General features: G+C 50.8%; 23 protein-coding genes. 3 read left to right on the forward strand and 20 right to left on the reverse strand.

Annotated elements, in window-relative coordinates:
• Positions 1-18: 18 nt before the first annotated feature.
• The 10 genes from DFR60_RS16585 to DFR60_RS16630 form a co-directional block, all read right to left on the reverse strand.
• On the reverse strand, positions 19-1,581 hold the full coding sequence (locus tag DFR60_RS16585) for a xylulokinase (RefSeq protein WP_110323959.1): 1,563 nt from the start codon (positions 1,579-1,581) through the stop codon (positions 19-21).
• 99 nt (positions 1,582-1,680) lie between these two features.
• Positions 1,681-3,174 carry an L-arabinose isomerase gene (gene araA, locus DFR60_RS16590; RefSeq protein WP_110323894.1) on the reverse strand — a complete coding sequence of 498 codons (1,494 nt, stop codon included), beginning with the start codon at positions 3,172-3,174 and terminating at the stop codon, positions 1,681-1,683.
• A 384-nt stretch (positions 3,175-3,558) separates the two neighbouring features.
• On the reverse strand, positions 3,559-4,629 hold the full coding sequence (locus DFR60_RS16595) for a hypothetical protein (protein ID WP_110323895.1): 1,071 nt from the start codon (positions 4,627-4,629) through the stop codon (positions 3,559-3,561).
• The gene (locus DFR60_RS16600) at positions 4,619-5,482 is read right to left on the reverse strand and encodes an L-ribulose-5-phosphate 3-epimerase (protein ID WP_110323896.1); all 864 of its coding nucleotides are present in this window, start codon (positions 5,480-5,482) and stop codon (positions 4,619-4,621) included. The genes DFR60_RS16595 and DFR60_RS16600 overlap by 11 nt, the downstream gene beginning before the upstream one ends.
• Before the next feature lie 21 nt (positions 5,483-5,503).
• Positions 5,504-6,562 (reverse strand): L-ascorbate 6-phosphate lactonase, encoded by a 1,059-nt coding sequence (gene ulaG, locus DFR60_RS16605; RefSeq protein ID WP_110323897.1) that lies wholly within the window; start codon positions 6,560-6,562, stop codon positions 5,504-5,506.
• A 68-nt stretch (positions 6,563-6,630) separates the two neighbouring features.
• Positions 6,631-7,800: a glycoside hydrolase family 88 protein gene (locus DFR60_RS16610; RefSeq protein ID WP_341457967.1), complete on the reverse strand. Its 1,170-nt coding sequence runs from the start codon at positions 7,798-7,800 to the stop codon at positions 6,631-6,633.
• A gap of 7 nt (positions 7,801-7,807) precedes the next feature.
• A complete protein-coding gene (locus DFR60_RS16615; RefSeq protein WP_110323899.1) occupies positions 7,808-9,520 on the reverse strand; it encodes a glycoside hydrolase family 3 protein in 1,713 nt (570 codons plus the stop codon).
• Positions 9,521-9,536: 16 nt separating this feature from the next.
• Positions 9,537-10,382: a carbohydrate ABC transporter permease gene (locus DFR60_RS16620; RefSeq protein ID WP_002601335.1), complete on the reverse strand. Its 846-nt coding sequence runs from the start codon at positions 10,380-10,382 to the stop codon at positions 9,537-9,539.
• A gap of 12 nt (positions 10,383-10,394) precedes the next feature.
• Entirely contained in the window at positions 10,395-11,291 is an 897-nt protein-coding gene (locus DFR60_RS16625) for a carbohydrate ABC transporter permease (protein ID WP_110323900.1), read from the reverse strand.
• 181 nt (positions 11,292-11,472) lie between these two features.
• Complete coding sequence (locus DFR60_RS16630) at positions 11,473-12,792, reverse strand: ABC transporter substrate-binding protein (protein WP_110323901.1); 1,320 nt, start codon at positions 12,790-12,792, stop codon at positions 11,473-11,475.
• Between the two features lie 316 nt (positions 12,793-13,108).
• Between DFR60_RS16630 and DFR60_RS16635 the strand changes: the two genes are divergently transcribed.
• Positions 13,109-14,581: an FGGY-family carbohydrate kinase gene (locus tag DFR60_RS16635; protein ID WP_110323902.1), complete on the forward strand. Its 1,473-nt coding sequence runs from the start codon at positions 13,109-13,111 to the stop codon at positions 14,579-14,581.
• Between the two features lie 25 nt (positions 14,582-14,606).
• On the opposite strand, the gene DFR60_RS16640 is transcribed toward DFR60_RS16635, so the two are convergent.
• Together DFR60_RS16640 and DFR60_RS16645 are read right to left on the reverse strand one after the other, a co-directional pair.
• Positions 14,607-15,407 carry a DeoR/GlpR family DNA-binding transcription regulator gene (locus tag DFR60_RS16640; RefSeq protein ID WP_110323903.1) on the reverse strand — a complete coding sequence of 267 codons (801 nt, stop codon included), beginning with the start codon at positions 15,405-15,407 and terminating at the stop codon, positions 14,607-14,609.
• A 295-nt stretch (positions 15,408-15,702) separates the two neighbouring features.
• Positions 15,703-16,779 (reverse strand): ethanolamine utilization protein EutH, encoded by a 1,077-nt coding sequence (locus DFR60_RS16645; protein WP_110323904.1) that lies wholly within the window; start codon positions 16,777-16,779, stop codon positions 15,703-15,705.
• A 430-nt stretch (positions 16,780-17,209) separates the two neighbouring features.
• Between DFR60_RS16645 and DFR60_RS16650 the strand changes: the two genes are divergently transcribed.
• Together DFR60_RS16650 and DFR60_RS31555 are read left to right on the forward strand one after the other, a co-directional pair.
• Complete coding sequence (locus DFR60_RS16650; RefSeq protein ID WP_110323905.1) at positions 17,210-17,782, forward strand: DNA-3-methyladenine glycosylase I; 573 nt, start codon at positions 17,210-17,212, stop codon at positions 17,780-17,782.
• Between the two features lie 6 nt (positions 17,783-17,788).
• Positions 17,789-17,911: a DUF6783 domain-containing protein gene (locus tag DFR60_RS31555; protein ID WP_490393320.1), complete on the forward strand. Its 123-nt coding sequence runs from the start codon at positions 17,789-17,791 to the stop codon at positions 17,909-17,911.
• Between the two features lie 264 nt (positions 17,912-18,175).
• Here the strand turns inward: DFR60_RS31555 and DFR60_RS16660 are convergent, their stop codons facing one another.
• From DFR60_RS16660 to DFR60_RS16695, 8 genes are all read right to left on the reverse strand, one after another.
• Positions 18,176-18,625 carry a cytidine deaminase gene (locus DFR60_RS16660; protein ID WP_110323907.1) on the reverse strand — a complete coding sequence of 150 codons (450 nt, stop codon included), beginning with the start codon at positions 18,623-18,625 and terminating at the stop codon, positions 18,176-18,178.
• A gap of 53 nt (positions 18,626-18,678) precedes the next feature.
• Entirely contained in the window at positions 18,679-19,347 is a 669-nt protein-coding gene (gene deoC, locus DFR60_RS16665; protein WP_110323908.1) for a deoxyribose-phosphate aldolase, read from the reverse strand.
• Positions 19,348-19,366: 19 nt separating this feature from the next.
• Positions 19,367-20,074: a purine-nucleoside phosphorylase gene (gene deoD / locus DFR60_RS16670; protein ID WP_110323909.1), complete on the reverse strand. Its 708-nt coding sequence runs from the start codon at positions 20,072-20,074 to the stop codon at positions 19,367-19,369.
• Positions 20,075-20,089: 15 nt separating this feature from the next.
• Positions 20,090-20,872: a uridine phosphorylase gene (gene udp, locus DFR60_RS16675; RefSeq protein ID WP_110323910.1), complete on the reverse strand. Its 783-nt coding sequence runs from the start codon at positions 20,870-20,872 to the stop codon at positions 20,090-20,092.
• A 26-nt stretch (positions 20,873-20,898) separates the two neighbouring features.
• Positions 20,899-21,618: a Crp/Fnr family transcriptional regulator gene (locus tag DFR60_RS16680; protein WP_002601355.1), complete on the reverse strand. Its 720-nt coding sequence runs from the start codon at positions 21,616-21,618 to the stop codon at positions 20,899-20,901.
• 523 nt (positions 21,619-22,141) lie between these two features.
• Complete coding sequence (locus DFR60_RS16685; protein WP_110323911.1) at positions 22,142-23,062, reverse strand: ABC transporter permease; 921 nt, start codon at positions 23,060-23,062, stop codon at positions 22,142-22,144.
• Entirely contained in the window at positions 23,055-24,179 is a 1,125-nt protein-coding gene (locus DFR60_RS16690) for an ABC transporter permease (protein WP_110323912.1), read from the reverse strand. The genes DFR60_RS16685 and DFR60_RS16690 overlap by 8 nt, the downstream gene beginning before the upstream one ends.
• Positions 24,172-25,707, reverse strand: a complete 1,536-nt coding sequence (locus DFR60_RS16695) for an ABC transporter ATP-binding protein (protein ID WP_110323913.1) — start codon at positions 25,705-25,707, stop codon at positions 24,172-24,174. Before DFR60_RS16695 ends, DFR60_RS16690 begins: the two co-directional genes overlap by 8 nt.
• Positions 25,708-25,770: the final 63 nt, after the last annotated feature.

The following is a 25,770-nucleotide window of genomic DNA, read 5'->3' on the forward strand; positions in this document are numbered from 1 at the left end:
GATGGCAGGAATGATTTTTCAGACACGCCCCGGCAGACACTCGACTGCGGCGCGCTCGATCGGCAGGCCGCTTATATACCGCTCCATAAATACCTCGAAACCGCGCTCATCCGCTTCCTGCGGCTCCATAACCACGCCTTCTTCGTCAGCAAATACGCTGTCTGCCAGGTACTTATCGAGAGAGGCGCTGCCTCCGTCTTTTCTGTAGCGCATATAGGAAGCCAGGATTGCCGCGCCCCATGCGCCGCCTTCTCCGGCAGTTTCCATGACGGTCACCGGTACGCCGGCCGCCGCCGCCATAATCCGCTGTCCCACGCCCTTTGTCTTGAATAAACCGCCGTGGCCCAGCAGACTGTCCAGCTTCACGCCCTCTTCCTTAAACAGGATATCCATGCCCACGCGCAGCGCTCCTAATGCCGTATATAAGTGAACGCGCATGAAGTTCGCCAGATTGAACCGGCTGTCCGGCAGACGCACGAACATCGGACGTCCCTCTTCAAAATGAGTGATGTGCTCTCCCGAGAAATAGTTGTAAGCCAGAAGGCCGCCGCAGTCCGGATCGCCTTCCAACGCCAGGTTATATAAGGTTTCAAACAGCTGGTTTCTGTCTGCTTTCATCCCCATCGCCGCGGAAAACTCTTCAAACAAATCCACCCATGCGTTTAAGTCAGAAGTGCAGTTGTTGCAGTGCACCATAGCCACCAGATCACCGGCCGGCGTTGTCACCAGATCCAGCTCCTCGTGAACCTTTTTCAGTTCCTTTTCCAGAACTACCATGGCAAACACGCTGGTGCCTGCGGACACATTGCCGGTGCGCTTCGCCACGCTATTGGTCGCCACCATACCGGTTCCTGCGTCCCCTTCAGGCGGACAAAGCGGAATACCGGGTCTTAAGGCGCCGGTCGGGTCAAGAAGCTTCGCGCCCTCTTCCGTCAGTTCTCCGGCTTCTTCTCCTGCGGTCAGTACTTGGGGAAGAATGTCACGGAGCTTCCACGGCAGATTCTCTCCGGCCGTCAGCTCATCAAACTGAGCGATCATTCTCTCATGAAAGTCTTTCTTATCGGTATCGATCGGAAACATACCGGCACAGTCGCCGATTCCCAGCACCTTCTTCCCGGTCAGTTTCCAGTGTACGTACCCCTCCAGCGTGATCAGGTAATCGATCTCCGGCACATGCGCCTCTTTCCCCAGGATCGCCTGGTACAGATGGGCGATGCTCCATCTCTGCGGGATATGGTACTGGAACAGCTCCGTCAGCTTTTCCGAAGCCTCCTCCGTCATGGTATTTCTCCAGGTACGGAACGGCACCAGGATTTCCCCGGCCTTATCGAAAGCCATATAGCCGTGCATCATGGCGGAAATGCCAATGGATCCGACGGTCGTAAGCGTCACACCGTAGCGTGCTTTTACATCCTCCGCCAGCTTTGCAAAGCTGTCCTGAACGCCTTCCCAGATGTCCTCTAACGTGTATGTCCAGATATTGTCCACGTACCTGTTTTCCCAGTCATGGCTTCCGGAAGCGATCGGTTTCTGGTGCTCATCGACCAGAACCGCCTTGATGCGTGTAGACCCCAGCTCCATACCCAGAGCCGTTCTTCCGTCTAAAATGCTTTGATATACGTCCCCCGTAAGAGCGTCTCTTTTTTCATTTAAACCATCAGTCATAGTTTTTCCCCCTCTCTAACGATAAGAAACAGAATTCCATCTCAGTTCATTCTTAAAATTGCGGATTGTAGTGTCCTCGTCGATGTAGACGGCTTCGATTCCCATGGAAGCGGCCCAGTCGCCCATCTGCTCTGCAGTCAGATCGTAGGAAAATGCCGTATGGTGTGCGCCGCCGGCCAGAATCCAGGCTTCGGCTCCGGTCTTTAAGTTCGGTTCCGGTGTCCAGAACGCGGTGGCAACCGGAAGCTTCGGCATCGGTTTCTCCACTTTTTTACAGTTCACGGTATTTATGATAAGGCGGAACCGGCTGCCTAAGTCCACCAGCGATGTGGCCACCGCCTTTCCTTCCTTTGCGGTAAATACAAGGCGGGCCGGATCCTCCCTGTCTCCCATGGACAGCGGGCATACCTTGATGGCGATCCTGCTGTCCGCAATTGACGGGCATACCTCCAGCATATGTGCCTGCAGAATGCCTTCTTTTCCTGGAACCAGGTTATACGTGTAGTCTTCCATAAAGGAAGTTCCCTTAGCGCCTTCCATACCGGCTGTCATGATCTTCATTAAACGTACCATGGCGGCAGTCTTCCAGTCGCCCTCGCCACCGAAGCCGTATCCTTTTTCCATCAGACGCTGAATCGCCAGTCCCGGAAGCTGCTTTAAGGAACCAAGGTCTCCGAAATGAGTCACGATCGCCTGATAATCCTTTTCCACCAGGAATTTCTCAAAACCCAGCTCGATCTGTGCCTGTACTGCCACGTGCTTCTTAAACTCTCCGGCATCTCTTCCCTCTAACAGAATATCGTACTTATCGTAGTACTCTTCCACCAGAGCGCTTACATCGCCTGCTGCCACGTCGTTTACATAATCTGCGATCTCGTTCACGGGATAAGCGTCGATCTCCCATCCGAACTTCATCTGGGCTTCCACCTTATCGCCCTCGGTTACTGCTACATTTCTCATATTATCGGCCACGCGGACGACACGGATATGGCTGCTCTCCATGATGCCCACCGCGGTTCTCATCCAGGAGCCGATCGCCGCCTGCACGGAACGCTCATCCCAAAAACCGACGATAACCTTTCTCTCAATGCCCATTCTCGTCACCATGTGGCCGAATTCCCGGTCCCCGTGAGCGGACTGGTTCTCATTCATAAAATCCATGTCAATGGTGTCATAGGGAATCTCCTGGTTAAACTGCGTATGTAAATGAAGCAGAGGCTTTCTGTACTCCTGAAGGCCGAGAATCCAGGACTTGGCCGGTGAAAACGTATGCATCCACGTGATGACACCCGCGCATTCCCCGTCACTGTTGGCCTCATGAAACAATGCGCGGATCGATGTGTTGTCGATCAGAGTCGGTTTCCAGATCACTTCATAAGGCAGAAGTCCTGACCGGTTAAGCCCCTCTACAATGATTCTGGAATGCTCTGCCACCTTTCTCAGACACTCATCTCCATAAAGATCCTGTGACCCCGTTGCGAACCAGAACTTGTATGCTTTCCTCTCCATAAAAAAATCCTCCTTATCACTGATATTATTATACTACAACAGTAGCACTTGTACCATAGTGTGAACAAGTTGTTTTTTTAGAACATCTGTAATGTTGAAACCGGAGTCTTATCCCTGATCTATAAAGTGGGATGATGGAAAAACATACCTGGCTCCATGCTAATTCGTCATGATGCAGATGGTAATTTGTACCTTTATAATATCATAGACAATAAGAAACGAGCACCCCGCCTGAGCAATAGCTGTACGGCAAAATGCCCATTTCCCTTTAAATATATTTTTAATTTGAGATATGGATTTCTCAATAAAAAAGGATTTCCAGTATACCCTTTCCTCTCATAAATCTTTCACAAAGTGTGACGTTCCTCTGACGAGAAGCAATTTTCAGACACACTTCAGTTCGTCAGAAGATGGAGTCACTGTATACATGGCGATTTCGTCGGTTTCCCGGTTGGCGGATATGATCACATCGTTCTGATTCACCATGTAATGACAGACATTGGCCGGACCACAGTCCCTGTCAATGATTTCGCGCTCATACGTCCCGCTCTCCCTGCAATAAGAAAAGGATACGAGATTTCGTTCGCCCTTCCGGAAACCGATTACGACCCGGGGAATCCGGCACAGCGGGCCGCCATAAACGGCATGTAAGAATTCCATTTTATCCGGGCATTCATATACCTTAAAAAAGCCTTCTCCCCGGTCCTGATAGATCGAAAACGTATCTCCATGAAACGGCGACAGCACCGCCAGTTCCTTTCTGCCGTCCCCGTCCAGATCCAGCAGCACCGCATCGGAAGCCGGTACATCGAGGAGTTCCCGGATCTCCCACTCCCCGTTCCTCTGTTCCGGCGGAAGGAACTGAAATATACCGTTTTCACAGGAGATCAACGCCGTATCCACGCCGCCGTTTTCTGTCCTGGCGTAGCCATGATTTTTCGTCAGGCCTTCCTTTAAGACCGTAAGCGGCAGCGGATGGGCCTCGTCAAAAGTGCTCAAATCATCCGGAAGCACGGCGCAGTAAACCTTTCCGGGGCAGCTCCAGTCATCCTTATATGCATGGCCGGACTTCAGCGTACAGGCGATCAAGTACTTTACACCGTTTCTGACGAGAATATCGAACCGGTGCACAAACGGAAGCTCCGCCAGGGTTTTCACCTCCCATACTCCGTCTGCAGGCGTTACCGTTACAATCTTTGCTTCTTTGGAATCATTGGGGGAATAGAACTTATGGGTCGCCAGAAACTGTCCGTCGCTTCCCGGCACCTGGACCATCGTCATAACTCCGCCCGGCCCCTCCCATACAGTGTCCACCTCCTTTCCCGTCTCATCGAACAGGATACAGCGGTCTGTCTTCTCTGCCGCCACCAGAAAATGAAACCTTCCCTGATACGTCAGGGGGGCGATGGAATAGCACTTTGTTAAATTGGCCAGCACTTTTTTTTCAACTTGCATGTTCTTCCTCCTTCGCCTGTCTGCCAAGTATGTCGGTCATCATCCGATTCGCCTTCCGAAGTTCTTCCTTCCAGTCGACGCCTCCTGTATACCAGAATTCCGTCACATATCTTCGGATTCCCAGCCGCCACGCCTCTCTGATCGCCTCTTCAAAATTCACATGGCCGCTTCCGTATGGAATCTCCCGGAATTTCCCCGGCACCGTCTCTTTTAAATGCATGGCCAGCAAACGGCCGCTCCCCGACTTTAAATCCTCGATCACATCGGTCTTATACTGCTTTGCCGCATTGGTGATATTGCCGATGTCGGGATATACTCCCAGATAATCCGATCCCATCAGCTGCACATATTTCATGGCCTTTCCAACCGTATTCATGAACTCGGTTTCCATGGTCTCGAAGCCCAGCAGTATGCTCCTGCTCGCGGCCATATCCACCGTTTTTCTCAAATTCATTTCAAACATCTTTTTTGTGAATTCGCTGGACTCCTCATAATACACGTCATATCCCGCCAGCATGATAATTCTGATTCCCAGGTCATCCGCCAGATTGATGGCCTTTTCCATGATTTCCATGCCGCGGATCCGAACGGATTCCTCGCTGCTTCCCAACGGGTATTTCCGATGGCCGCTTAAACACATGGTTCGGATCGGAAGTCCCGCCTCGTACATATCCTGTACGAGAGAGGCCCGCTTTTCCACGCTCCAGTCCAGCCGCGCCAGTTTTTCTTCGGTTTCATCGATACTCATTTCCAGGAAATCATACCCCGCCTCTTTGGCATACGTAAGCTTTTCCCGAAAGCTTAACTCATTTGGCATCGATTTCTCATAAAGTCCCAAGGTATATAATTTCATCGTTACTCCTTTGCCCCGGTCTTACAGCAGGGAACGGAACGGTACGTTAGGCTCATCCGTAAAGCAGTCTTCAAAGCCGCGTCTGTAATGGTACTGAATCTTATTCCGGTCCACCGGCCAGACGTATTTGCCGCCCACGTCCCAGATAAACGGATGGAACTGATACTGTAAAACGTCTTTCTTATAATTGTAAAGCATGAGAATCTCAAGGGGATCTGCCTTAAAGTTAGTCCATACGTCGTAATGGATCGGAATCACCACCCTGCATTTTAACGCCTCCGCCATACGAAGAATATCCACGGACGTCATCTTATCCTGATTGCCCGCCGGATTCTCTCCGTAGGAACCAAAGGCAATATCAATATCGAAATCCTTTCCGTGTTTGGCATAGTATGTACTGTAATGGGAATCCCCGGAATGGTACACGGTTCCAGCCGGTGTCTTGATCACGTAGTTCACAGCCTTGTCGTCCATATCGTCCGGCAGCACACCCCGGATGTCCTCATCCGCCGTGACGAGACACGTTCTGTCAAAGGAATCCGTGACCATGATTTCCACGTCCTTGATTTTAATCGTATCTCCCGGTTTGACCACTCTGCATCTCGATTCCGGAACGCCGTAGCTCAGCCACTTCTCCACGCTCTTTAGCGGACCGATAAATGGCACCTCGCCGCCGCAGTTCTGCATCACAGCCGCCGCAAAAAAAGGATCAATATGGTCATTGTGGTAATGGGTGGACAATACCGCATCAACGGCCGTAACAGCAAACGGGTCGTAGACGATGGGGGCAGCCCGGAGGTTCGGCTGCGTCGCACGGCCGCCGGTCATATTCCGCATTTGATGAAACGGGTCCATCTCCTTCGTTTTCTGAGATCGTTTTCCATTGCCAAACCACAGATCGATGGCAATATTCGTTTTATTTTCTGTTTTGATCCAGAGTCCGGTACAGCCGATCCACCACATCGCAAAGGTTCCCGGCTTTACCTCCTCCTGGTCGATCTCTTCATTCAGCCATGTCCCCCATTCCGGAAATGCGCCCAATATCCATTTTTCTCTCGTCAGTTCTGTTACTTTGCTCATATTTGCTTCCTCCATTTTCTACCGAGTGCCCTCGGAAACGCTTTCTGTCCGGTTTCTGTGAATGCACTTTACCACATTTGATAAGTTTCACCCTGAAGCTTAAAGATTGCTTCGATAAAATAGTAATCTCCATAAATGATGTGAAACTCATGATTTTTATGGTGATATGCCGCTGTACACTTTTCCAGGATACAGTCGCTGTCTTTTGAGAAATTGCACCGTTTCTCATACAGTGCCTTCAATAGCTTTTCTGCTGCACGCCGATAGACCTCCGATTCGCACGCTGCGGTCAGCCGCGCAAGCTCCAGAAGCGCGCTGGCTGCTGCCGCTGCCGCCGAGGAATCCTCATAATACGGCTGCTTCGGCGCCCGGAAATCAACCGGGATCAGGCCGTTTTCCGGTATATTGGCTATAAAGTAATGCGCCGTCCGTTTGGCGGTGTCTAAATAGCGTTCATCCTTCGTATGGATATAGCTCGACGCAAATCCATACATGGCCCAGGCCTGGCCTCTGGTCCAGCTGGAGCCCTCCGCATATCCCTGACCGCCCAGGGCCCCTGTGAACTCCCCGGTCACCGGATCGAACTTCATGATATGATTGGAGGAGCCATCCGGCCTGATATAGTATTTCATCACCTGGTCGGCATACATCACCGCCTGCTCCCGGAATCTGGGATCACCGGTTTCATCGGAGGCCCAGTAGAGCAGATTGATGTTCATCATGCAGTCAATAATGGCCCAGCCCGCTGTGTCCTCATCGGGCGCGCCGCTCCACTGATCCCATGCCCGAAAAATCCGGGCCGCCGGATTGAAGCGGCCGGAAAGGATAGTGGCTGCCATCAGGCCGCGTTTTCTTGACTCCGGATTTCCCGTAATCCTGTAATCGGCCACCGCGGACGGAAGCCATACAAAGCCCATATCGTGATGCAGCCCATAGAAATCGGCAAATGCCTGATCCAGCTTTTTTTCCGCATACCGGGCGATATCCACATACCTTTGGTCCCCGGTGCGCAGATAGAGAAGCCACATGATTCCCGGCCAGAAGCCGTTGGTCCACCAGGAAACGCCATCATCCCAGCCAAACTGCCGGTCCTCGTCAATCTTGTTGTCATGAGTTCCCGAAACCGTCGTATACGGGATTTTAAATCTGGATTTTTCAGAAACCCAGTCCATTTTTTCAATAATTTTTCGTTCTGCCTCGCAGGTCCAGTCCATCTCATTCTCACTTTCTGATGTCAAGCAGTCTTTAAAGCCGGGTATGGAACAGCCCGCAAAACGGGTCCACCGGATTTTTCCCTGTAAACCGGCTTCTCCCCATTATTTTTTCGACTATGGCATCGATTACGTATCTGCTGGGTGTATAACCATTGATGTATGTCCTGACCTTTGGCACATCCAGGAGCATATAAGGGTTATCCACAGATATAAAGAGTGTCGGGATTTCATAAATGTATCTGGGTGTGTTGCATCCGCCCGGCGCGGTCCAGGAAATTCTGGAAACATTGTCGCTGCCGGAAGTTTTCACGCTGCAGTAATACAGAATCAGGTCAAACCGCTTCGTCATGCTCTCTATGCTGTTCCCGATCGGAAGCAGATCTTTTCTGGAAGCATCGTAGACGGTCACTTCAAACCCTTCTCTTTCCAGCAGCCCGGCCAGATACTCCGCCTGATTGCAGATGGGATCGTGGTAACCGCCCTTGTCGCCCAGGACATGGAGCAGAATCCGCCTCTGCGTCCTGGGGCTTATGGGGAGCAGGTTCTGGGTGTCCTTAACCAGGGTAACCGACCGGTCCGCACACTCCCTGGCCAGATTACGGTTATCCTCACGTTCAAACACCTTCAGCGCCTCATCTCCCGGAAACAGGGTTCCCTCCTCCATCTTTTTATGAAGCTTTAGATGAGCCTTTAAAGCCAGAATCCGTGCAACCGCCTCGTCCAGTCGTTCCATGCTGATGGTTCCGTCTGCTGCCGCGTCCAGCACGTACTGGTAATCTTCTTTTAAATCCAGGGTAAACAGGATCATATCGCAGCCTGCCGCCACCGCAAGGGGCAGGGCGTCTCTTCTGGCCATGGTCTGCATGAATCCGGTCATCGTCGTGGCATCCGTCACCACCAACCCATTAAATCCCAGCTGCTCCCGCAGGAGCCTTGTGGTCAGATCGCAGGACAGGGAGCCGGGAAGAATCTCCTCATCCCTGATATCCGGTTTCATCTTTCTGGAGTATGCCGGCAGCATGATATGGGCGGCCATGACGGTTTCCGCGCCGTCATCTATCAATGCCTTATAAATCTTTCCATAGGAGGCATCCCACTCCCCGGCCGTGCAGTCGTTGATGGTGGTTACCATATGCTGGTCCCGTTCATCCCGCCCGTCTCCAGGCCAGTGCTTCATGCATACGGCCATACCGCTTTCCATCTGTCCTCTGACAAACTCCCTGGACATCTGAAGAACTGTTTCCTGGTCGGAACTGAATACTCTCGTATTCGTAATGGGATTGTGATAATTCGTGTCAATATCCAGAATCGGCCCAAAGTTCCAATTGGCCCCGGTTGCCGCCGCCTCCTCCCCACAGACCCGCCCCAGCTCATACGCCCATCTCTTATCTCCGGCTGCCGCAACCTGCATCTGCGTTCCAAATAAAGTGCCTTCTTTGCAGATCCCATCCGCTCCGCGCTCGAGATTCGACGCAAACAGCAGAGGAATCCCGGTTCTGGCCTGAAGCTTTTTGAAATTTTCTTTCACTTTCCTTGCTGGAAAAACATCGGTCATATAGCCGCCCGGATAAAAGCCCAGGGCATCCATTTCCGCTGCCATCTCTTCCACCGGTTTATCCTTGATTAAAATACAGAACAGATGGCTGACCTTCTCTTCCACGGTCATTTTCTTCATACAGCCCTGTACCCATGCGATATCACTCTCATCCAGGAAGAATGGCTTTACCTTAAAATCCACGTTCATACCGCGCTCTCCTTTCTTATCCCTTGACACCGGAGGATGCCAGACTCTGCTCGAAGAAACTCTGGAAACACAGGAATACGATCAGAATCGGTATAATCGAGATGACCGATGCAGCCATGATCGGCCCGTACTCTGCCGTAAACTCGCTGATCATGTTGCGCAGTCCCAGCTGAATGGTATACAGTTCCCTGGAATTGATGTAGATAAGCGGAGCCAGAAAATCGTTCCATACGGATACAGAGGTCAGGATCACCAGCGTTCCGATTACCGATTTGGAAAGAGGCATGATGATCTTGGAATAGATGCCGAACTCATTCAGGCCATCAATCCGCGCCGCCTCGCTCAGTTCATTGGGAATTCCATCGAAGAACTGCTTCATCAGAAATACGCCCATGGGGTTAAACGCCTGAATCAGGATCAGCGCCATATGGGTATTGGTGAGTCCGAATATCTTGATAACGGAAAACTGAGGAATCATAACCACCTGGTAGGGAAGCATCAGCGTTGCCAGGTACAGGATAAAGATCTTATCTCTCTCCGGAAATACCAGCTTGCTGAATGCGTAAGCCGCCAGGCTGCACGTCACGATCTGCAGAATGGTAATCACCACCGTCAGCTTCAGTGTGTTAAAAAACAGCTGCGGATAATTGGCCTTATTCCAGATATAGGAGTAATTTTCCAGTTTCAGATTCTGAGGGATCCACTGGATAGGAAAATTGAAGACTTCCAGACTGTCTTTAAAGGAAGAAGACAGCATCCAGAGGAACGGAAGAATCATAGTTAAAGACGATGCGATGACGACCGTATACTTGACAATCGATAAGAACAGCGCAAGTCCGGTTTTTTTCTTTTTTTCTGCCATGCTCTCTCCCTCCTAATCCTGTTTTTGGCGTTTGAACTGAATCAGCGTCACCACTAAGATACAGGCAAACAGTACCATAGCCTCTGCTGATGCGTAGCCAAACTTGTAATTCTGAAATGCCTCTTTGTAAATCTGAAGCACCAGCACGGATGTAGCGCGTCCCGGGCCGCCCTTTGTCATGATGAAAATCGGCGTAAATACCTGGAACGAGTTGATGATGCACATGATGGTTATGTAAAAGGTAACCGGCTTAAGCTGCGGAATCGTAATAAACCGGAAGCGCTGGAATGAATTGGCCCCGTCTACGGTAGCCGCCTCATACAGCGAGTTATCAATCCCCTTTAAGCCCGCCAGATAAATGATCATATAGTATCCGATTCCTTTCCAGATAATCATGATCATCACAGCCAGAAGCGCCCAGTCCTTATCCGACAGCCACGCGGGAACATTTTGAAGACCAATACTGTGCAGGATCTGATTTAAGGGGCCGTTCTTGGAATAAAGGAACTGCCATACGACCGAAATCGCTACAATGGAGGAAATATGCGGAAAGAAATGCGCCGCACGAATTGCAGAAGAAAACTTAATGCCGGAATCCAGAATAAACGCCATAACCAGAGACAGCATGATGATAAACGGTACGGTTCCCACCGTATAAATAACGGTATTCCAAAGGGATATCGTAAAGTTTGAATCGCGAAACAGATTGATATAGTTTTTAATTCCCACAAACTTAGCCGCACCGGATCCGTCCCAGTTCGTAAAGCTTAAACCGATTGCCCAAACAGCCGGTATTAAGGTAAAAACTGCAAATCCGATGATATTTGGAAGCAAAAAACAGAACGCCATCTTTCTGTTCCGGTTGACCACTACCTGGTTCGACTTGTATACTGCTGTCGTTTTTGCCATATCGTCCCTCCTTGTTATGTGCACTTCACGGGCGCACCCTGGCCGCTTACGTGCAATACATGTCGTCTCCGCTCAGCGCGTGACGCTTTTTAAAGTCTGAGCCGGCAGACTTGAAGCTGCACTGCGTAATGAACTGCGCAGTGCAGTGCTCAAAATATCGTACCGGCTCAGGAACCACCCCTTAGTTCTGAGACAGGATCTCTTCACGACGGGTATTTAAGTTTTCAGCCATCTCTTCCGGAGACTGGTTGTCTGTAAGTACAAGCTCAAGTTCTTCGTTTACCGCACTTGACATCTGGCCTAAATTCACGCTTGCTTCTCCAAGGCCGTAACTGACATTGTCCGTCAGCGCTTCCATGGATGATTCGTCAAGCCCTGTGCTCTCTTTAAATGTGGTCATAATCTCATCTGACATATATCCCGGAACCAGCATGGATTCTGCAACGATCTTTGCGCCCTCTTCTCCGCAGAGAAACGTCATCAAATCCCATGCCGCATCTAATTTTTCCGTCTTAGGATTGATCAGTACCGGAGTAGAGGTTGCAAAGCCCTTCTTATCGGTGCCTTCCCAATAAGGAGATTTCACAATGCCGTATTCAAATCCTAGATCCTGTGCTTCCAGAAGCTGCGTCATCCAGGAACCGTTATACAGCATGCCCCACTTTCCCTGGTAGAAGTATGTCTGATCCTTCGACATGGAGACAGACTCCGCATAGTCTTCCCAGACGCCGTCTTTCATCGCTTCCATGACTTTTGTTGCTGCCGGCACCAGCTCATTAAAATCGCTGGAAGTAATATCAAACCCGTTTACGGCTCCGACGAGACACGGTGCGATAAATCCTGGTTTTGGATAGAACGCACATCCGTAGACATCGTCATGGCTTAACTGCTTTCCGAGTTCAAAGAACTGCTCCCATGTCATATCATTGGTGGGATATGCAACTCCTGCATCATCAAAAATCTTCTTATTATAATAGATCACCCAGTCATTGGTCCGGAACGGAAGGGCATAGAGGCCGCCGTCTATCACATAATGCTGTTCCAGAACAGTTCCGTAAGGGGTGAGATCAAATCCTTTTTCTTTTGCTACGGCATTTAAGTCGAGGGCAAAATTCTTCTGCACCAGCGTCGGATAAGAAGTATTGGATTTTGCAAAATATACGTCAATATCGTCGCCGGAAGCCAGCATCGTGGTAAGCTTTGTCTCGTAATCGTTGGCCGGCGCGTTGATGACTTCCACTTCAATATTGGGATATTTCTGGTTAAACGCCTCCATCATGGCCGGGTATACAGAGCCCTCCACGTCATAGTCCCAAAGAGCCAGTTTTAACTTCGTCTTTTCTCCTGATGCCTCTTTGCTTTCTCCCGCCGCTGTTGTCGCAGACTCAGCCGCCAGAGCTGCTGTTGTAGTCTCTGTCTTCGTTCCGGTACCGCTGCATCCTGCAAGAACTGTCACTGCGGCTGCGGCTGCCAGCATTACACTTACGTTTCTTTTCTTCATGTGAATAATCCCTCCATTTTGAATGCCAATAAAAACCGTCAAGTTTTTACGATCATTTATTGGTTTTACGATTGTTTTGTATGTTCATTATATTCTTTTATGTACATTATGTCAATAGTGCTAAGAAATATTTTTTATTTTATGTTGTTTTTATGTTTTTTTGTTTCCAATCGTTCATTTTGTCACTTTTACGAACTATATTTTTATTTTTCATTGTGGTACGCGTGATTTTCTATTGATTTATTGTACGTTCTTTGGTATGCTGTCCTTGTATTCTTGAGTTTTCTTTTATTTTTCGTTCATTCAGGAGGATTATATGAACGTTTTAGTGATTGATGTTGGAACTTCCAGCATGAGGGGTATTTTATACGATGCGCACGCAGCAGAACTGAAAAAGGTTCAAATTTCCTATTCCCCGTTCTATATTGATCAGATTCGTGTGGAGCAGAATGCTTCTGAATGGACCTCGGCACTGATCCGGATCTGTTCCGGATTGGCGCAGGCCGCCAAAGAAGAAAATCTGGAGATTGATGTGCTGTCTCTCACGTCACAGCGCTCCTCCGTACTTCCACTGTCGAAAGATATGGAACCACTGTCTCCGGCGATCATGTGGCAGGACAAACGTACAGTACCTCTCTGCCATGATTTAAAGAAGTCTGATCCTGTTATAATCCAAAAGGCAGGAAGCCGGGTCAATCCGGTTTACTCGGGCAGTAAAATGGCCTGGATCCGCAAAAATCAGCCGGAACTGTTTGAACATGCGGCAAAACTGGCGGTCATTCCCAATTATCTGGTATGGTTTATGACGGGTACTCTGGTCACCGACCATACCTACGGGAGCCGCTCTCTTCTCATGAATCTGGGAACCCGGGAGTGGGATGAGGAGCTTCTGCGGCTCTTTGAACTCCCCCGCTCCAAGCTCTGTGATCTCATATCTCCCGGCACTGTGGCGGGACACATATCCGGCCCATTTTCGCGGCTCACCGGACTTTTGGAAGGGACGCCGCTCATATCGGCAGGAGGCGATCAGCAGTGCTCCGCGCTGGGCCAGGGGGTGATCCACCATGGAGACGCCCAGATCACGACAGGTACCGGCGCTTACATCATCAGCGGCTGCGATGAACTGCCTGTGGTTAAAGGCAGCGAAGTCATCGCGGGCGTCAGTGCAATACCGGGAAAATACGTTTTAGAAAGCAGTATTCTGGCCTGCTGTTCCGCTTTTAACTGGTTTCATAACGCCTTTTATCCTGACAGCGATCACGGCTTCGATTCGATCAACCGGGAAATCCTGGATTCACCTCCTGCGGCAGGCGGCATCATCGCTCTGCCTTATTTTCAGGGGCAGGGGACGCCTGACTGGAACAGCATGGCCACAGCCTCCCTCCTGGGTCTCACGCTGTCCTCCTCAAGAGGGGATATGGCCAGAGCCATCTTAGAAGGGATCTGCTATGAGATAAAGGTCAATATGGAGTGCATGGCACGGTATCTTCCCGTCCCCTCGTCCATTGTCTTAAGCGGCGGCCTTACGAAATGCCCGTCCCTGGCGCCGTCCCTGGCCGGAATCCTGGGAACGCCGGTCACCCAGTACAGCAATCCGGAGTCCACTGCCTTAGGCGCATGGATGTCCGCCGCCGTAGCCACCGGGCTGTATCCCGGCTGGGAAGAAGCCTTTCGGGCCGCCCGGGCCGCCGATGCCGTTACACAGACACTCCCGGAAAACAGGGACAACTACAAAAAAGGATACAGTCTGTATCAGGAATCTTATTCCAGACTGTATCCTTACACTTAAATATTCTGTTATCTGTCCTTACCTGTCAATCGGTAATGTGGCCCTTCAATATGGTCACGTTATCTTTTTCCAGCCTTGACGTAACCGCCTCGTCGGCCAGCTCGTCCGTAACGATATGGGTAATCTGATGGGTATCCGCGATGATAAAATTATGCAGCTTGCCGATACGCTTATGATCCGCCAGTATGACGACCATATCCTTTGCCCGCTCGATCATCAGGCTGTTTACCATGGTTTCCTGAAGCACCGCCGTGCTGATCTCGCCTTCTGCCGTGATTCCGCTGACTCCGATGAAGCACTTGTTCGCCCGGATCTTCCGTATGGTGGCAAGTGCAAAATCCCCTACCAGGGAACATTTCGTTCCGTGCAGCTCCCCACCGGTCAGAATAATGCTGACCAGCGGATCGTGACTGCTGGTAATGGCATTTCCATTATTCGTTATCACGCTGACCCGCTTGCCGGATATATAGTCCAGCATTAAAAGAGCCGTCTTACTGCTGTTGACGAATATTATATCGCCCTCTTCAATCAGCTCTGCAGCCTTCTTTGCAACGACTCTTCTGTAATCCGTCGTTCCGTCCTGACCGGTGGCAGGCGGAACCTCCAGCGTCGGATCTTCAAAAAGGGTGCCTTCTATCAATTTTGCACCGCCGTAATGGCGTTTCACAAATCCCTGATTTTCAAAATCAATCAAATCCCGTCTTATGGTAAGCGGTGAGACTCCCAGTTCATTGGCTAATTGATCAACCGATACTTCTTTCTCTTTCTGCAGTCTCTGTAAAATCGTCTGCTGCCTTTTTACAATGACACCCTTTTTGTTTTTCACTTCGACAACCTCTTATACCCTGTTATAGTTTCGTTTCCTGCTCTCCGCAGAAGACATTTTCACTTAAAATACATTTTCCTGATCGTTTTGTTCAAATGCACCGCATTTTACGAACATTTTTTTGATAATTAAGGATTCATTTAGAATATTTTATCGAACGTTGCATCAAATATCTGCGGTGTTTCAGTCCGGCTTTCCCCGCCAAATGCTTATATAGTACATATCATACCATAAATTTCATTATTTGAACAGTTCAATAGCCAGGAACTTAAAATTCCTGGCTATAAACAGTAACCTATGATCTCTTCTTTGTATTCGACGTTATGACTACCAGCGCAATTGCAGCCGCGCACCCGGCCAGTTTGGAAACCAGCAGCGCAGGCAGCATATCCGGCTCGGTGCTCACGGTAAATCCCAGATGGGCGGCCAGCATGGAGGCTGAGCTCACCATATACGCCACATTGACAAGCTTGCCAAACGTGTTCATGTCCTTCATCATGACGAGCGCCGGTATGGGACTCACGATACTGACCAACAGCCCCAGGACACTGATGCTGTCCAGCCCCATTCTGGCGCCCAGTGCGGTACAGGGCCGTTTCAGCCGGCGCTGAAGAAATTCCGTCACGGGAAGACTGCCCAGAAGCACCACACCGATGGATGAAACCACCGCCATGGCCTCCTCGATGGGAGCCATTCCGGGAATCACCACAAATCCTGTCATATATGTAACCGCTGCCAGCACAAGCCCGGCGGTTATCACGGTACGGATAAGAACAGCGAACACCTCAAAGCCTTTCACCATGCCATCAGGAATACGGAACAGACCGATTCCCAGCAGAAGGGCCAGAACCAGAACAGGAAGATTCTGATGCAGAATCTCCCCGATCCCCAGGCCGCACACAGCCCCTCCGGTGATCAGCGCCGCCGGCATGGCAGCCAGCCCCAGCATAATTCCCTTTGCAAATACGGGACGGTCGCCCTCTTCGATCAGCCCCATCCCTACCGGAATGGTAAAGACAATCGTGCAGCCAAACACAGAGGCCGCCACGATTCCCGCGTACCTTCCGATCAGCGGATTCTCCGCCAGCTCCATGGAAAGCTGATATCCTCCCATATCGATGGCCAGAAGGCTTCCAAACATGGCGGGGTCCACCCCAAGGAACCGGTAAACCGGAATGATAAGCCTTCCCAGCGTCCCCGATACCAGCGGGGCCAGGCAGATGATCCCCACCATGGACAGCGCAGTCGGCCCCAGATACTGAAAGCCTTCCTCAAATTTCTTCCCATACCCAAAACGATTCCCCAGGATACGGTCAATTCCCCCAGCCACGGCGCCCAGCGCCATAATGATCATAATAATCCGGTTTATCATATCTCTGTCTCCAAAATCAAATTTAATCTCTCACCGGACACTGTCGGCTGTGTCTCATTGTATCACAAACTCGAAACTCGTGGAAGACCTCATCAGTTTTAAACGTGTATGAATTTACCAGACTGCGGTACCCCAGACGGGGAGAGAACAGTAAACTTTTTGACAGCCGGGAGGCGATTTATCTATGGATATCTATTGATGTGAATACAAAGTTCTACTATAATGGAAGGGAGAATATTGATGAACCGTCATACACTGCAGCGGCCTCCCCAGAAAGCTGATTGTCTATCTAAAGAAAGATAACTTCTGGCTCAGCCGCCTGGGAAACGTATAAGGAGGTAAATACAAGGTGTGACGCACTCAGGGAATTATTTGCAGAAGAACTGGATTTCAAAAGAATCCCAATACCAACACAGAAAGAGGATAACCAATGTCAGACAAACTCACACGGTGTGACTGGGCCGCCCACGATATACTGAACCAGGAGTATCACGATAACGAATGGGGGAAACCCGTTCACGATGACAGAACACTATTTAAAATGCTGATTCTGGAGGGTATGCAGGCAGGTTTAAGCTGGATTACCATCCTGAAGAAGCGGGATGCCTTTATAAAGGCCTTCGATGATTTCGATCCGGCCATCATCAGTACATACGGCGACGAGAAGATCGAAGAGCTGATGCAGAACGCCGGAATCATCCGAAACCGTTTAAAGATCAACGCAGCCATCTTAAACGCCAGGGCTTACTTCGTGTTGTGTGAAAAATACGGTTCCCTGGACCAGTTCTTATGGTCCTATGTGGATAACAAGCCCATCAAAAATGCCTGGGAAACCATGTCTGACGTTCCTGCCAGCACTCCGTTAGCAGAAAAAATCAGTAAGGATTTAAAGAACCTGGGATTTAAATTTGTAGGCCCTACCATTATTTATGCCTACATGCAGTCGGTCGGGCTGGTCAACGATCATATGACCTCCTGCTTCTGCTATAATTGCGAAGAGTAGAGAGAAATGGTTAGAGCATGTTTGAAAATTGTTTTCCGACATCTGTGTATCCAACTTTATGAGAGATTTTGCCCCACTAAAGGAGGCACAGCGGGCTACGCGGGCTGTATCGGTCCAAATCTGCCATGAAAAGGGACGTGCAGTATGACCAGAGGAACATGGCTTCCGGATGCATGTGTGATGCAAGGCGCTGCTGCAATTATCTGGTGCTCGGACGCCAGAGAGTCAAAGGCCGTATCAAAGTCATTCTCGTTGGAGAAACTTTGGGATTTTAAAAAGAAGCGCTTTTCCGATCCAACCATGACCGGAAAAGCGCTTCTTCTATTCTTTGTTACTCTTTATTATTCGTTATTTTTCTTTTTTACCAGCTTTTAATTACCGCTCTTTCCATCTCTACAGCAAATTCTTTGGTCCGAACCCGATCGGCAGCAATTCCTTCAGCGTAAAGATTTCATACTCCTCCCTGCTGGAAGGCAGAATAATCTGAAATGTCTCCGGGTCGCAGAATTCCATCATCACCTGGCGGCAGACGCCGCAGGGAGCCGTCAATCCTTCCGGGACACCCTCCTTCCCGCCGACGATACAGATCGCAGTAAACTCTCTCACCCCTTCGCTGACCGCCTTGAAGAACGCCGTCCGCTCCGCACAGTTGCTGGGGGTATACGCCGCGTTTTCAATATTGCAGCCCTGATAGATTATTCCGTCAGCCGTGAGCAGCGCTGCTCCGACTTTAAATCCGGAATAAGGGGCGTAGGCCTTCGCCATGGCCGAAAATGCCTGGGATATCATCTCCTCAGCGGGAAGCTTTGCCCTAAGCACAGCCATTTCCTCCGTAAAATCCATAACGGCCTCCTTTCCTTTACCAAACAATTGCATAAATACCGCAGTAACAGTGCTTAATATCCGCCGTCACTCTTCTCCTGCTTTACCAGCTTGATCATCCGGCTGGTTCCCAGGCGCTCCGCGCCCAGCTCCAGGAACTTTTCCGCATCTGAGAGCGACGAGATGCCGCCTGCGGCTTTGATCTTTACCTCTTTTCCCACATGCGCCTTGAAAAGAGCCACATCGTCAAAGGTTGCTCCCGCTTTGGAAAATCCGGTGGATGTCTTGATAAAGTCCGCGCCGGAACTGGTTACGACCTCGCACATACGGATTTTCTCCTCATCGGTGAGAAGGCAGGTCTCGATGATGACTTTTAATATCTTATCTTTGCAGCATTCCTTTAACGTGCGGATTTCCTCCTCCACACGGTCGTATCTGCCGTCCTTCACCCAGCCGATGTTGATGACCATGTCAATCTCATCGGCACCGTTTGCAATCGCGTCCTTTGTCTCATACGCTTTTACCGCGGTCGTGGAATAACCGTTCGGAAAACCGATCACCGTGCAGACCGCCATGCGGTCCTTCATATATTCCTTCGCCGCCTTCACATAGGAAGGGGGAATGCAGACCGACGCCGTCCCAAATTCCATGGCCTCGTCACAGATCTTCCTGATTTCTTCCCAGGTCGCCGTCTGGGTCAGCAGCGTATGATCCACATACTTCAACGTTTCTTTTCCGTCCATAATTTCCTCCTGTGCCTCCTTACAGTTCCAGAGCGATCTCCATCATCTTTCCAAATCCCAGCTGGCGCTCCTCGGCGCTTAATTTCTCCTCGCCGTAGATCAGATCCGAGATTGTCAGCATACAAAGCGCTTTCTTTCCCGCAGCCGCGGCGTTCATATACAGCGCGGCCGCTTCCATCTCCACGGCCAGCACGCCCATACTGCGCCACTTGTCATTTACGGTAGTGTCCGCGTTATAGAAAATGTCGGAAGAAAGGATATTGCCTACCACCACATGGGTCCCCTGTGCGTTCGCCGTATCCACCGCTTTCGCCAGCAGACCGTAGTCAGCAATAGGGGCAAATGTCCCGGGGAGGCCGTACTGATAAGCATAGTTGGAATCCGTGCAGGCTCCCATGCCGATTACCACGTCCATAAGCTTTACCCCGTCCTGTAAGGCTCCTGCGGAACCGATGCGGATAATCTGCTCCACGCCATAGAAATGGAACAGCTCATACGTGTATATGCCCACAGAGGGCATTCCCATTCCGCCGCCCATGACGGAAATCTCTCTTCCCTTATACGTTCCGGTATAACCGAACATGTTGCGCACTGATGTCACTAACACCGGATTTTCCAGATACGTCTCCGCAATATATTTTGCACGCAGCGGGTCGCCCGGCATCAGTACTGTCTTCGCTATCTCTCCCTGTTTCGCCCCGTTGTGGGCTGTTGGTGTCATACTCATTTGCCTGTCTCCTTCTCAATTTTTGCTGTTTTCTTCCTGAATCATCAGCCGGATGGCCTCGACAGCTGTCCGGATGGCCGCATCCGTGTCATGGACAATCGGGTTCTCAAGCCCTTCCTTCGCCCTCTCCTGGTTAGCCATAACGAGAAATACCGATCCCGCCCTCACCTTCAGCGCGCTGGCCACGATAAACAGCGCCGCCGATTCCATCTCGGAAGCCTTACAGCCCAGACGCAGCCAGGCGTTCCACTTATTCATCAACTCATACGATACCGGCTTCGTCTCCGGTGAATGCTGGCCATAGAAAGAATCCTTGCACTGGACAACGCCGACGTGATACGGTTTTTCCAGCTTCTTCGCCGCCGCTGCCAGGGCGTTCGTCACATCAAAATCGGGAACCGCCGGAAATTCGATAGGAGCATATTCGCGGCTGGTGCCCTCCATACGGATAGCTCCGTTGGCAATCACCAGGTCCCCGCTCTTAACATTGATATCCATCCCGCCGCAGGTGCCGATACGGATAAAGGTATCCGCCCCCGACATCACCAGCTCTTCCATAGCGATCGAAGCCGACGGTCCGCCGATTCCAGTGGAGGTAACGCTGACAGGCGTTCCGTCAAGCGTTCCGGTATACGTCACATACTCCCGGTTGTCCGCGATCAGCTTCGGATCGTCAAAATATTTCGCAATAAGCGCGCACCGCTTCGGGTCGCCCGGCATGATGACGTACCGGCCCACATCGCCCCTTCCCACCTGGATATGATACTGTTTCCCTTCGTTTTCCGAATAGTTTGTCATAAATGACCTCCCTTTCTCTCAATCCGTTATATGTCATTCTCATCTATCTTATCCGCCATAGCCGATTTAATTCTCTGGTACTGTTCTTCACTGATTAAGATTCCCCTTCCCTCCCGGGAAATATATCCCTCTTCCTCCATCTGGCTTACGCACCGATTTACCGTCTTCACACACAGCCCCGTACTGTTGGACAAATCCTTTCTCGTCAAATGAATCCGGCAGACCCCCCGTCTGGCTGAATCCCGGTATATCTGCATAAACAGAAGAAAAAGCCGGTCGATTCCCTGAAGGAAGAGAAAGAGACGCTCCTTCCTCACCTGCTCCACGAGATAAACGCTCATAGCCTTCACCTGTTCCAGCACCGCGTGGATATCCGTCAGCATCCAGCGGCTGAACTGGTCCTTGGACACGCAGAGGAACCGGCAGTCGGTCTCCGTCATCAAGGTCGTCTTATACAAATCATACCCCATGAGAAATTCCATAGCCCCGAACACCTCAATGGGATAAAATCGGGTGTAATCGTACGCCACCTCCTGAATGCGGTAGTCCGTCGCCTTCACAATTCCCTCTACCAGAATGTATACAGTGTCCACATGCGCGTTTTCATGGATGAACGTGGTTCCCTTCTTCAGACGCACGATCTGAAATGCTTCCAACAGCCACTTGGGCGCGTTTGCCAGATAATTATTCAGATACTCGCGTTCTTCGCTGCGCAGCTCGTTGATCAAAGATACAACATCATTCATGGTCTACCTCCTTCATCCGTACTTGCCATCCTCTTCTTCTAGTTTGCATCATTTCACAAAAAAAGTCTACTGTTCCTCATAAATTTTTTTAATATTTTCCCTCTATGACTTACCATCCCCAGCCTGACGCCAGTCCAATCCGCCAGTCTGCTCCGCCTGGAACGGGAAGGGGACTTTTCCGTACCCTGGCCGGAAAAAGGCGGAAACCGGCGGGCTGAAGACGGCGATTTTTTCCGGAGTGTGGCGGGACTTAGGGCGGGCAGGGGGCAAACGGGGGGCAGATTTTCGTTTACAGGACGAAAATCTGAGGGCACTGAGAGCGAACTCATCAAGAGTTCGGTCGAATTGCCCGGTACCCCCGTTTGGCCCCTGTCGGCCCTTAGTCCCGTCCACTCAGGAAACATGAGCCGTCTTCTGCCCGCCGGCTTCCGGCTTTTTCCTCACACCGCCGTCAAAGTCCCATTCCCGTTCCAGGCGGAGCAGACTGGCGGATTGGACTGGCGGCAGGCGTCCCCTTCTATATTTATCTGGCGCCCTTCTCGTACGGCTGACCACTGGCCTTCGGTGCAGAGGACTTACCAACAAAGAGAATTAGAATCACAATCGTAATAAAATACGGCAGCATAGCGAGAATCTGTGACGGGACTGCGAAGTTCCCGCCTCCCAGCGTTACCGTCAGCGCCTGGGCCGCGCCGAACAGAAGACATGCGCCATACGCCCCGTGTGGCGTCCACTTACCGAAAATAACGGCCGCCAGCGCGATAAATCCCTGGCCGCTGATAGCGGTCGGCGTAAACTGCGGAATAATGGCCAGAGTCATGGCGGCTCCGCCAAATCCCGCTAACAATCCGGAAACCAGAACACAGATGTAGCGGATCACATACACATTGATACCCATGGTATCGGCAGCAGCCGGATGTTCCCCCACGGCCCGGATGTGAAGACCCCATTTTGTCTTATACAGAAAGAACCAGATGAACACAGCCAGCAAAAGCGCGAGAACAACGGTCACATCCACATTTAAATTCTGAAGAGCCCCCTGTACTTTCAGTCCTCCGAACAGCTTGGGAATCTTGTTTGGTACCGGCTGCGACATGGTCGCACCGTCGAATAACAGCCGGCAGACGAAGAGCGCCACACCCGGTCCGATTAAGTTAATGGCAATTCCGGAGATCGTCTGGTCCGCTTTGCAGGTAATGGCGGCAAACGCATGGAGAAGCGCAATCAGTCCGCCTGCCAGCCCCGCGGCGATAAATCCGGCCCAGGCGCTTCCCGAGTAATATCCCACCGTAGCTCCCGTGACCGCTCCGATTGTCATCATTCCCTCAATCCCCAGGTTTGTCACTCCGGACCTCTCTGACACGACTCCGCCCAGTGCGGCGAAAACCAGAGGAGTTGAATACATCAGTGTAATGCCGATAAACAATGTCAGACTGTTAATCATGTTTTTTTCCTCCCTTTGACAGACGTTCCACCAGCGGCGGAATAATATGGGTCAGCGCAACAAAGAACACGATAATGCCGATGACAATGTTGATAATCTCGGACGGTGCGCCCACCTCGTACTGCAGTGTCTGGCCGCCATAAATGAGACCGCCGAACAGAAGTCCCGCAAAGATACAGCCAACCGGAGAGCTTGCCGCGATCAGACAGACTGCCAGCCCATTAAAACCGGTATTCTCAAATGCCGCCAGTGTAGCAATTCCGTGGGGAGAGTTGCCTGTTATGTAAAGAGCTGCCGCCAGCCCGCAGATCGCGCCGGAAATCAGCATGGAATGCAGGATATTCCGGTTCACATTAATTCCCGTAAACTCCGCCGCAAACCGGTTTGCGCCGACCGCGCGAAGCTCAAATCCCTTTGCCGTCTTATAAAGCAGAAAAGATACGAGCACGGCAAGGATGATGGCAATGAGAAATCCAGCGTTGACGTCTGTCTTTAAAAGCGTATTTTTCAGGAAATCATTTTGCATCAGCGCGGCCTTCCCACCTTCCGTCGCCTTGTAATTTCCCAGAATCATCGTATAGCCGGAACGGTTGATCGCATACGTTCCGATGGTGTCCGGCTTATGGAAGCGCTCCAGTCCGCACACATAGTTGGAGAAATAGAGCGCAATCCAGTTGAGCATGATGCTGGTTAGAACCTCATGGATACCGAATTTTGCTTTCAGAAAGCCTGCAATTCCTCCGTATAACGCGCCTGCCGCTACTCCCGCTCCCAGCACCAGGGGGATCTGAATCACCGGTGGGAAATCACAGACAATTCCGACCACAGTGGCCGCGACACAGCCCATAATAAACTGCCCCTCCGCACCGATGTTAAAGAGGCCGGTTTTAAATGCAAAGGCCACTCCGATTCCGGTCAGAATCAGAGGCGTGCTTTTGATAATCACGTTAGACATATGCTTGGGACTCGAAAAAACACCGTTTAACAGAACGCCCAGCGACTGAACAGGCGGATATCCGACCGCAGCCAGAATGATTCCGGCGACCAAAAAACCAAAAAAGATGGCAATCAGGGTCATCGTGAGCGGCTTTTTCAAAATATGAACAGTTTTATTCATGATTCTTTCCTCCTGCCATCAACAGGCCAATCGTATTTTCATCCACGGTCCCCTGTGTAAACGTATCCTGGATTTTTCCATCGTAGATCACCGCAATGGTATCAGAGACATTCATTACCTCATCCAGCTCAAAAGAAATGAGGAGCACCGCCTTTCCCTTGTCGCGCTCGCGGATCAGTGTCTTATGCACGGTCTCGATGGCTCCCACATCCAGTCCGCGGGTGGGTTGAACCGCAATCAGCACATCCGGGTTCATGGAGATTTCACGGCCGATAATGACCTTCTGCTGGTTTCCTCCAGATAAGCCGCCTGCCCGCTTCGAACCACAGTCCTCCGGCCTGACGTCAAATTCCCCGATCAGTTTTTTGGTGAACAGCTCCATCTCCCTCTTATTCAGAATACCTTTTCTGGAAAATGGTTCCTGGCGGTATCTCTCCAGCACCGCGTTCTCATTGACCGTGAAATCCAGTACCAGGCCGCGTTTCTGCCGGTCCTCCGGTATCGTGCTGATCCCGCTGTCGATGACGGTGCGCGGATTTGTGTTGCCAACCGCTTTTCCATTGACTGTAATGGTTCCCTTCTCCGCGGGCACGAGACAGTTAATCGCTTCTACCAGTTCCTTCTGGCCGTTGCCGTCGATACCCGCAATCCCCACGATCTCGCCCTTCCGCACGGTTAAGTTAAGCCCCTTTACCGCATCCAGCTTCCTCTCGTTCTTCACAACCAGATCTTTAATCTCCAACACGGTTTCCCCGGGCTTTGCAGGTGTCTTGTCCACCACCAGCTTCACCTCATGGCCCACCATGAGTGTTGCCAGCTCCTGCTCCGTCACCTCTTCGACCGATATGGTATTGATATACTCTCCGCGGCGAATGATTGTGCAGGTATCGGAGGACGCCTTGATTTCCTTCAGCTTGTGGGTGATAATAATGATGGCTTTTCCGTCATCCACCAGATTGTGCATGATGGAAAGAAGATCTTCGATTTCCTGAGGAGTCAGCACCGCAGTAGGCTCATCCAGGATCAGCAGTTCAGCTCCCCGGTACAAGGCTTTTAAAATCTCCACTCGCTGCTGCATTCCCACGGAAATATCACTGATTTTTGCATCCGGATCAACCTCCAGACCATACTTTTCGACGATTTCCAGAATCTGTTTTCTGGCCCTTTTCATATCCACGATTCCTGCGTGGGAAGTGGTCTCATTGCCAAGAATGATGTTCTGCGTCACCGTAAAATCCTCTACCAGCATAAAGTGCTGATGAACCATACCTATGCCGCTCATGATCGCCGTATTGGGATTTTTAATATCCTTCTTCTTTCCGCCTATGTAAATCTCGCCCTCGTCGGCCTGATAAAGACCGTACAGCACATTCATCAGTGTACTTTTTCCTGCCCCATTTTCACCCAGAAGGGAATGGATGCTGCCTTTTTTTACGTCCAGATTCATATTTTTCAAAGCGTAAAATGCCCCGAAACGCTTTGTTATCCCATGCATCTGAACCGCATAGTCGCTGCTCACCGTGGCCATCTCGATTTCTCCTTTCATTTTTACACCGCAGCCCTGCTGGTACTGCGGTGTAAAATCATTCGT

Origin of the sequence: Hungatella effluvii (assembly GCF_003201875.1) — a bacterium.
Taxonomy (GTDB): Bacteria; Bacillota; Clostridia; order Lachnospirales; family Lachnospiraceae; genus Hungatella; species Hungatella effluvii.